Source organism: Chryseobacterium polytrichastri, assembly GCF_900142445.1.
Classification (GTDB): Bacteria; Bacteroidota; Bacteroidia; order Flavobacteriales; family Weeksellaceae; genus Chryseobacterium; species Chryseobacterium polytrichastri.
The window spans coordinates 109670-119970 of record NZ_FRAV01000013.1 but is presented as its reverse complement, the minus strand read 5'-3'; the positions used below and the strand labels follow the sequence as shown (position 1 = coordinate 119970).

General features: G+C 36.2%; 4 protein-coding genes. 2 read left to right on the top strand and 2 right to left on the bottom strand.

The features are described 5' to 3' along the window. Positions 1 to 199: 199 nt before the first annotated feature. On the top strand, positions 200 to 871 hold the full coding sequence (locus BUB80_RS10185; RefSeq protein ID WP_073292822.1) for a hypothetical protein: 672 nt from the start codon (positions 200 to 202) through the stop codon (positions 869 to 871). Positions 872 to 977: 106 nt separating this feature from the next. Here the strand turns inward: BUB80_RS10185 and BUB80_RS10180 are convergent, their stop codons facing one another. Continuing rightward, positions 978 to 2846: a T9SS type A sorting domain-containing protein gene (locus tag BUB80_RS10180; protein WP_073292821.1), complete on the bottom strand. Its 1869-nt coding sequence runs from the start codon at positions 2844 to 2846 to the stop codon at positions 978 to 980. Between the two features lie 71 nt (positions 2847 to 2917). Next, the gene (locus BUB80_RS10175; protein ID WP_073292820.1) at positions 2918 to 7792 is read right to left on the bottom strand and encodes a PKD domain-containing protein; all 4875 of its coding nucleotides are present in this window, start codon (positions 7790 to 7792) and stop codon (positions 2918 to 2920) included. A gap of 338 nt (positions 7793 to 8130) precedes the next feature. Here BUB80_RS10175 and BUB80_RS10170 point away from each other — a divergent pair, with 338 nt between their 5' ends. Next, positions 8131 to 10239: a prolyl oligopeptidase family serine peptidase gene (locus BUB80_RS10170; protein WP_073292819.1), complete on the top strand. Its 2109-nt coding sequence runs from the start codon at positions 8131 to 8133 to the stop codon at positions 10237 to 10239. The last annotated feature ends 62 nt before the right edge of the window (positions 10240 to 10301 follow it).

Below are 10301 nucleotides of genomic sequence, written 5' to 3'. Positions count from 1 at the left end.
CCACATTTTTCGAATCATTATCTTACGCCAAACCAAATGCACAACCAGTCTGAATTGAAAATGAAAACATACAAAACAAAAAACCAAAGCAAAAATGTTTTTGCTTTGGTTTAATTATCTATTTTTGACCTATAATCTGTATCGCATTTTTAGGACCAGACAAATCATTAATTTACACCATCCAAAAACGAAATAAGTTATGAAAAATTACAAGATCATTTTATTTTTAATGTTGGCCTTGTTTGCCCAAAATTTTAATGCCCAAGAAGTTAAAAAACCAAGTGATGTTTTTGGATTTTACTTTGATACTTTCGTGAAGTATGACCAAGCAGTTCTTGCGAAGCTTAATGAGTATTTGAAGCCAACCGTAGAAGGAAAGAATGCGTATGAAATTAATCTAAAAGAAACGGCAGATGAAACATTGAAAGCAGGAGTTGACAGTTTTTTATCTACTTTTCATAAGAATACGGCCAATGATTGCAGAAAAGAAGCCGAAGATTATTTCAAGATCATGACAGATAATTTCAAAAACGGAAAGTTATCAATAACCAATGTGAAAATGATTGAGAATGAATATGTAAAAGACCAAAAAATAGCTTTAATCAACTATTCTGTTAGTTTTAAAGTACCTTCTAAGTTATCTGATATGCCAATCACTAATCCGAAAAGAGTAAAGTCTGAGGATTTGAAAAAATATTTAATTCAGATTACAGAAGAGTTTAAAAATGCTGATAAAACGGTAACAACAGAACAGGAATTTAGCTTATATCAATTATCAGAAGGTGGAAAAATCTACTATTGGAATGGTAGTCCTGACGATATTGTTTCGAAATTAACTGATTTCTATTTTGAGAGTTTTGAACCAAAATAATATTTCTTAGAATACTTAAAATTTAATATTTAGTATTTCATCTCATAAAAAAGCAGTGTTCTCTTTACGAAACACTGCTTTTTAATTCTTAATCAGAATTTGTAATTTACTTTTTAATAAATTTCTCAGTTACGGTAGAAGATTTAGTTTTAAGTTTGATATAGTAGATTCCTGTTTGAAGAGAAGATACTACCAACTGTTCTTGTGTTAAAGTAAAATTTCCTTGTTTTACTAATTGTCCTGTAGCTCCGTAAAGCTCATAAGATACTAAAGGTTCTTTACTTTTAATATTGAGAATATCCTGTACCGGATTTTGATATACTTGTATTCCGGCTTGAGCAGCTGTTTCTTCTACAGAAAGTGCACTACAAGCTGATTTAGCATATTTGGTGAAGAAAGATTGAGATTTTCCTCCCGCTACATTGACTGTCATCGTATTTACGCCATCATTGGGAGATGTAAACAGCTGATTATGAAAAAGACCTCCTAAGATATAATTACCATCTTTATCTACAGCAATTGCAGTAAATTCATCTTGAACTTGAAAATTACTCTGAATGTCTTCTGCAGCTATTACTGTTCCTGTATTTTTGTTCAGACGAACCAGCAAAGGATCAGCCAAGTCTCCATTAGCACGTACCATTGAATAGCTTCCCCAAACGTCATTCCAGCTTCCCTTGGCGAAGGCTACTTCGTTTCCGTTAAGAGCAATTTTCCCTTTTACAAAAGGATATCCATTAGAACTTGTTATTCCGTCTGCCATTTTGGTCCACTGCACTGCTCCATCTGCATTGAGTTTCATTACGAAAGGGGTTTGCCCCTGATAAGAAGATGGAGGAAAGGTGTAGCTTCCGAAAGTAATTGTAGGACCTTGCCCAAAGTAACGTCCGGAAATATAAATATCTGAAGATACCGGATCTTTTATTATAGAATGAATTTCATCGTCCATAGAGCCTTGAGGGGTATTACTATTAAGTTCCTTTCTCCATAATTCTGTTCCATTACTGCCATCAAAAGCTAATAGATAAGCATCTTTTGTAAACGGAACATTACCGTACGAAAAATCTTCCAAACTAGTGTTGCCTGGAAACATTCTTTTACCTGCCAGATAATAGCGGTTCAAGGATTCATCATAAACCATATTTACTTTCCCGTCTATCTTACCTGCATTTAAGCCTCCTGTAATAGGAAGAAGTATCGGAGTGGATGGGGTCATGATATTAACACCATTATAATTGAACTTCACTAAGTAATATTGAAATGATGATGTAAATGTAGAAGGTACAGTAATTAAATCATCCAAATGAGTTCCCGCGCTTAAACCTATAATAGCATGGATGTTTTTGGAAGAATCCATATACATCATTTGAACATCACAGAGTCTAGTAAGATAATTAACATTTCCCTGTAAAGACTTCTTCCAGTCCAAAGTACCATCAGAGGTTTTATATTTTAATAAATAAGCAGATTTATACCCGGGATCTACAGTATTTAAATCTACGAATGTATAGGGAGGTATGGTATGTGTATCATCAAAATGTATAGGAATGGAACTAGGGTCATTCGTATCTGCTGCGCTGTAAAGGGTGGCCATTATATAAAGTCCACCATTATTATCCAGCTCAATGTGCCACGCATTTTCCCCATTTCCTGAGCCTCCTATTGCCCGTGACCATCTTAAGTTTCCCTGACAATCGGTAGAAAAAAGGAAAAGATCACTAAGCCCATAATTGGTTACCGTTACTCCATTCAGATTTTGCCCCTGCTCTCGCATAGTTGCCAAATAATAGGTGTTATTGTTATTATCTACCGCAATATCCCGTATGGATTCATCAAATGGATAAGAAAACCCAGGATCTGCTGATCCGGTTAGTCCGCCTGCCTGTTTTGCCCATTGCCATTGGTAAGTCTGGCTAAAAGATACTATAGGTAACATCAAAAGCAATCCCCACAGCTTGTTTTTTAATTGTATCATAAAAATTCATTTAGTTATCACATACTATAAAAAAACAGTGCTCTCCGAAGAGAACACTGTCTTATAGGTTACTAATTTTTAATTAGCTTTCCTTGTAATGATGTATCTCCTGTTTGTACGATAACAATGTAAACACCTTGCAGCCAGTTTGAAATCTCCACGTCTACCTCTCCGGAAGCCGCTTTCAGTTCTTTTCGGAATTTGATATTGCCCATGGCATCAAAAACCGTTACCTGTTTTGCTTGTAGTTTTTCATCGCCCGTATTATACGAGATTTTCACATTTTCCTTTGCAGGATTTGGTATCATTTTCAGAGAAGAAATTGAAGTTATGCTCACTTCTCTTTTTGCTTTTTTACTACTCAACCAATTAGGATCCTCTATTTTAGTAATAAACTTACAAGTTTCATTAGAGAATAATACCTCATCAACACCTTGGAAGTTTGCATTTGGATAGAACGCCAATGGATTAGCATTCATATCATATACTCCTCCTGCCGGAATGGTAATGATAGATGGAATATAACTTCCTAATCCCTGAATGCTAGAAACGGTAAGGCTTATCGGTTGACTTCCTGCGTTGTAAATTTCACCGTGAACATTATAATGATCACCATCCCATTTTATGCTGGTAATTTTATCTTCCAATTTACAATCTGTCTCAATTCCACATTCTTTACCTGGGAAGTAGTTCATTGTTCCGGAAGTATATTGACATCCAAAATGATCAATCTGTAATTGGTATGTTCCTAATGCACCAATATACAGCGGGGCAATATAATTATTGTTTGCGCTTTGGATATTGGTTCCGAAAAGCTGCCATTCATGATGATCGAATATTCCTTTAGGTCCTACTATATAATTTTTTCTAAGACATTCGTCATAGCAACCTGTAGGGAATACCCACATTAAACTTTCAAGACTTAAAGGTACCTGTACATTACCAACGACTTTACAACCGCTTGGTGCAGTATAGATTACCTGATAAGCCCCGCCTTCATTCACAACAATAGACTGACCTGTCATTCCGTTACTCCAGTTATAATCTCCTGTAGACGGACCTGATGCTGTTAATTTAACTTCATAAGGCTGACAGTTCTGTTTAGTATATGTCACTGTAACTGGTGATGGAGGATTACTTACCGTAACAGTAAAGTTTTTAGAACTTGTACATCCTGAAGTTCCAGGTGTTCTTACCTCAAGAGTAAATACATATGTACCTGCTGTTAAGGATGCTGTAGTTAAAGTAATAGGCCCTGAAGATGGTGCCGGAGCCCATAATGCCAATGGTGACCCAGCAAGTTTCCATTGATATTCCAGTGTATTATCTGTTATAATACCCGTAAGTACCGCTGATGATCCTGCACAGATATTAGCTCTGCCTGATATGTTTACATATGGAGCATTTTTCAGTGTTACTGCTGCTGCTTTGGTACTCATAATACTTGTTTTACAGCCATCTGCAGATACCAATACCGGCCAATAGCTTCCTGATTGAGTAGGTGTAAATGTAATAGAGTTAGGAGCTCCTGCTACAGGTTGCGAACCATTCATCCAGATATATTGAGAAGGTGTTCCTGATGTACCAATATAAGTAATAGTAGGACCACTTCCAACACAGCCAACAGCATTAAGAGGAATGATATTTCCGTCAAAAATTGCTGATTTTATAGAAATAGGTATATCAAGTGAATAATAAAAACATCCTTGAGGAGTCTCAACTTTTAATTTTACAAATGTATTTCCAACTGTATTAATCGTAACCGCTGTAGTAGGCCCTGAAGCAACTATAGAAGCGGTAGAAAAATACCAAGTATACCTATTGGCCGGATTATATCCTATAGGAGAAAGATTAATCACTTCTCCTACACATGCTGAAGCCGGTAATGAAAAGTTTAAATTCGGAATCGCTGCCAATGTAATAGTCTGCGTAGTAGTACACGTTGGTTTTCCTGGTGCAGACATTGTCATTGTAAAGGTATAAGTACCTGGCGCCAAATTGTTATAGGTAGCCGTTTGTCCTGATTGATTAGGCTGTCCACCTCCACTAAATGTGTATGAAATTGATGATCCGTTGATGTCAAATATAGTAGATGTGTTGAAAAGAGTAACATTGTATCCATTTCCATTACATACCTGACTAACATTAAACTTCGGTTCATAATTCTTTCTTACTTCTATTCCTTGGCTATACCAACATGTACCATATCTTAATTTTACAAAGACAATATGTGCCCCTGCAAGAGTTGTTTGGTAGGTTGGGGTAGCAGTTCCCTGACCAGAAGCTAAAGTAAGAACATTATCAGATAGCCATTGAATCTCATCCGGAGTTCCAAGGTAACTTAACCCTGTTACTGAAATTGTATTACAACCTGTCCATTTCGGAATAAAGCTGATTTGAGGATTTGCTGTACAGTTATTACCTGTAGGGCAAGACTGTATTACTTTGATATCCTGTGAATAAACAACACAACCATTCTGGTCTGTTGCTTTTACTTTATAAGTTCCTAAAGCAGTAGCTCCTGAAATAGTATAACTATTAGTAATAGCTCCCGGTATTTGTGAACCATTTTGGTACCATTGCCAACCAGTAGTGTTGGTAAGCCCGGTAGAACTATTAGCTGTAAGAGTATACGGGGGCATAGTAGTCGGATCACAAACAGCGATATTATATACTGGAGAAACTGTAATAATTGTTTCAGGGAATATAGTAAAGCTTGCTGATGCTGTAGGTTTGTAATTACATCCGTTAGTTCCGCTATAGCTTACCACAACTGTTTGAGAAATATTACCTCCTGTATTGTTCTGAATATAGCTGTTATTTGGGAAACTATAATTTCCTGATGGATTGAAAGTTGTAGAATACGTTGATCCATTAGCAAAAGTGAAAGTAACATTTGTAGCTGAAGTAATCACTCCCTGATTCACAGAGAAAGAAAGATTTGAACCTAAACAAACTCCTCCAATATTTGTGAAGCTAACAGTAGGAAGCGTAAGTAAAGCCACCTGCATGTTTATAATTTTTGTTACTCCGCACTTTACTACTCTTAAACTCAGATTAGTAAAGCTTGGTCCAGAAATTTCATTGAAATTTACAGTAATATTAGAAGTACCTTGCCCTGCTACAACACTTCCAAAGTTAGAATCTGTAAAACTCCATTCCATAAAGTCAGGAATAATTCCACCTAGATTAGCACTGAAAGTTTGTGTACTACTCGGACAGAAAGGTCCAGGTTTAGGATTGATTGTAATTGTATTAAGATCTATTGGCGTTACAATCAATGAAACTGGAGATGAGAGACAACCTGCTGTTGAATTTTCTGCTCTGTTACGTACTGATATGCCTGAGGCATTAGAGTTGAATATAACAGTAACTGAAGTTCCTGTATTACTTCCTTGAATGACCCCATTTCCAACCTCCCATACTGGAATCATTCCTGGATCTACTGGAGTAATAGTGTACACATATGGCTTTCCAGGGCATACTCTTTTTTCTCCTAAAGGAAATCCTGTAGGGGGCTGTGGAATAGGAGATACCTTTATAACTCTTGCATTGCTCTCGCAACCTCCTCCTTGTTTAGTTGCTGTAACAGTATAGGTACCAAATGTTGCAAAGGTATAGTTAAAAGGTCCCGTTATTGGTGATGATGTATATGTAGAGCCACCTGCTGTTACTTTCCATATGACAGGTACGTTAGGTGTAGCTGTAAATGTCTGAGTAGTTCCTACACAGATTTCGTCTGGTGATCCGCTAATTACTACCGGTTGTTCTACTATAATGCTAATAGTAGCTTGTCCTTTACATCCTAATAGGGTATTGAAGTAACTTGCAGTAAGAGTATAAGTACCTGCCTGAGATGCTGAGAAAATAACTTCGTTTCTCTGCTGAGTATAATTCAATTGACTTCCTGAAGGGCCAGTTACATTCCAATTAACAGTTGTAGTTGGCCATTGAGGAATTGAATAGGTGTATTGCTTATTTGCACACACTACTGATTGTCCCTTAACTTTGGCATTCTTTAAAATTACCGGAATTTTAATGGTTGTCCACTCAGGGCATGCACATTGAGATAAATACTTTACATAACCAAAGCCATCAAGAGGATCTACCTGATCCCATTTTACTTCGATTTCATTACCGTTGATATTTATAATTGTTCCACCGATAACGTCCCATTTTCCTTCTTTACATCCATCCTGTACGCTGTATTTTTCAGTACTGCCTTCACATACTACGGATGCACAGCTAATCTGTACAGGGGGTGCTTTTAATACTTCCACATCTCTTTTATAAACATCCTGACAACCGCACTTATTAGTTACAGTTAAGCGAACGGTATGTACCCCAGGATCTGTATAGGTATGAGAGGGTTCAAAAGCTGTGGATGTTGTTCCATCCCCAAATTCCCAGAAATAATTAACAATGTCTGATCCACCGTTCTGCTGAGAAAGGTTATCAAAATAGATTGCTGTATTTTTACATACCCTATAATCTATGTTCATTATTTTGAAATCGGCAATCGGCTTATTAATCTTTTCAATGCAGATTGTCTGAACTTCTATAGTTCCGTCGTTATAGGTAATTGAAGCTTGTAAAGAACCACTACCCGCAACTCCCCAAGTGACAGCTGCAACAGGGCTTCCAAGTCCAGAAGATACAGTTCCTCCTGAAGAGGACCATATTACGTTAGCAATATTTTGCCCTGTAACTGTATAGGTTATAGTGCTTTTTTCACAAACGCGGAGGCATTGGGATGAATTGATATAAGAAAAAGCCACTCCATTGTCGGGCACTTGATCTTCTTTGTCGCCACGAAATTCCTGGCATCCGACCTGAGAGGTCCATGTAATTCGAGCTTGTGCTTGTAGTGCCCATGGGACTAAAAGCCAACATAGTAGTAGCCATCTAAAGATGTGCTGCCTACCAAAATAGGTGTTGTTTTTCATAGTTATTAAAAATGTGTTCTAGTTTTTTTCGAAAATAATAAAAAAAACAAGACGAAATTCATTTTGCGGTGAAATAATAGAAAAATCTTTTGGTTATTATTTATGTGTGGTATTTATATATGTGAAATCAATAAAAGGTAAGTGCTGCAGTACTATGTGTTGCATGGGAAAATTTAAATACTGACTATTTCAGTATTTTTTAGGTTACTTTGGCTTTAGGTGGTAATCATTCATGTATAAAAATTGTTTTTATAGTTAATTATAGGCGATGTAAAGATGCCTCATATCCATTTTTTTTATTTCCAATACTTTGCGTATTTTTGGTAAAATCGTTCAATATGAATTTTAAACCTATCTTATTAACAGCTGGAGTTTTGTTTTCAGCAACATTTTATTCTCAAAAAATGAATTATCCTAAAGCATTAAAAGGTAATCAGACAGATACTTATTTTGGAACTGCTGTAGCAGACCCTTTCAGAGATTTGGAAAACGATTCTGAAGCTACCAAAAAATGGGTTGATGAAGAGGTAAATTTTACTCAAAACTATCTTTCAAAAATCCCTTTTAGAGATCAGATTAAGAGCCAATTGAAAGAAATATGGAATTATGAAAAAATTTCTGCACCGTTCAAAGAAGGTGATTATACTTATTATTCAAAAAATGATGGTCTACAGGCTCAGTCAGTTTACTACCGAACAAATAATAAAACCAAGGCAACTGAAGTTTTCTTAGATCCGAATAAATTTTCAGAGAAAGGAACAACTTCTTTGGCGCAGTTATCATTCAATAAAAAAGGAACCTTAGCAGGGTATTCTATTTCAGAAGGAGGAAGCGACTGGAACAAAATTATTATCATTGATGCCATCACAAAAAAGCAGATTGATGATACTTTGGTTGATGTAAAATTCAGTGGAATTTCTTGGTTAGGTGATGAAGGTTTCTTTTATTCAAGCTATGACAAACCGAAGGAAGGAACTGTACTTTCTGGAATGACGGATAAGCATAAAGTGTATTTCCATAAATTAGGAACAAAGCAGTCTGAAGATAAATTAATCTTTGGAGGCGAAAAAACGCCGAGAAGATATCTTGGAGCTCATGTAACGGAAGACCAAAGGTATTTGGTTATTTCAGCTGCAAATGCGACTAACGGAAACGAATTATACATAAAAGACCTTAAGAAAGGAGGTGATTTTGTTCAGATCAATAAAGGATTTGACATCAATGCTAATATCGTTGACACAGAGGGAGATGATATCTTTATTTCTACCGACAAAGATGCGCCCAACATGCGATTGGTAAAAACAACCATCAAAAATCCAACTCCTGAAACTTGGAAAAATGTAATTCCTGAAACTGAAAACGTATTAGGAGTTTCTTCTGCTGGTGGATATTTCTTTGCAATTTATATGATCGATGCCATTGATAAGGTAAAACAATATGATAAAACTGGAAAGTTAGTAAGAGAAATTGCTCTTCCAGGAAAAGGAACGGTTAATGGCTTTGGTGGAAAAGAAACGGAGAAGGAACTATATTTTTCATTCGGGAATTATATCACTCCGGGAACCATTTATAAATTCAATGCAGATTCCGGAAAATCAGAAGTATACCAAAAACCAAAAGTGAAATTTAATCCTGAAGATTATGTTTCAGAGCAGGTTTTCTATACTTCAAAAGATGGAACGAAGGTTCCAATGATGATCAATTATAAAAAAGGAACTAAACTTAATGGTAAAAATCCTACAATTCTTTATGCGTACGGAGGTTTCAATGTAAGTTTACAGCCAGGTTTTTCTGTTTCTAATGCGATCTGGATGGAAAATGGAGGAGTTTATGCCGTTCCAAATATTCGTGGAGGTGGAGAATATGGAAAAAAATGGCACGATGCAGGAACAAAACTTCAAAAGAAAAATGTTTTTGATGATTTCATTGCTGCTGGAGAATACTTACAAAGCAAAGGCTATACTTCTAAAGAATATATGGCTATTTCAGGAGGTTCAAACGGAGGATTACTTGTTGGAGCTACGATGACGATTCGTCCTGATTTGGCAAGAGTAGCATTTCCAGCGGTTGGTGTATTGGATATGTTGAGGTATAATAAATTTACTGCTGGCGCAGGTTGGTCTTATGACTACGGAACAGCGGAAGATAGTAAAGAGATGTTTGAATATCTAAAATCATATTCGCCTTTACACAATGTGAAAAAAGTTTGCTATCCATCAACAATGGTGACAACTAGTGATCACGATGACAGAGTAGTACCTGCCCATTCATTTAAATTCGGTGCAGAATTACAGGAAAAACAAAGCTGTGACAACCCTGTTTTATTAAGAATTGAAAAAAATGCAGGTCACGGTGCAGGAAGATCTACAGAACAGATCATTGGCGAAAGTGCAGATAAAATGTCTTTTGCTTTGTATGAGATGGGGATTAAGCAATTAGGAAAATAATTCTTTAAATCCTTTGAAAATATAAATCCGACTGAATATTCAGTCGGATTTTTTTATGAGGC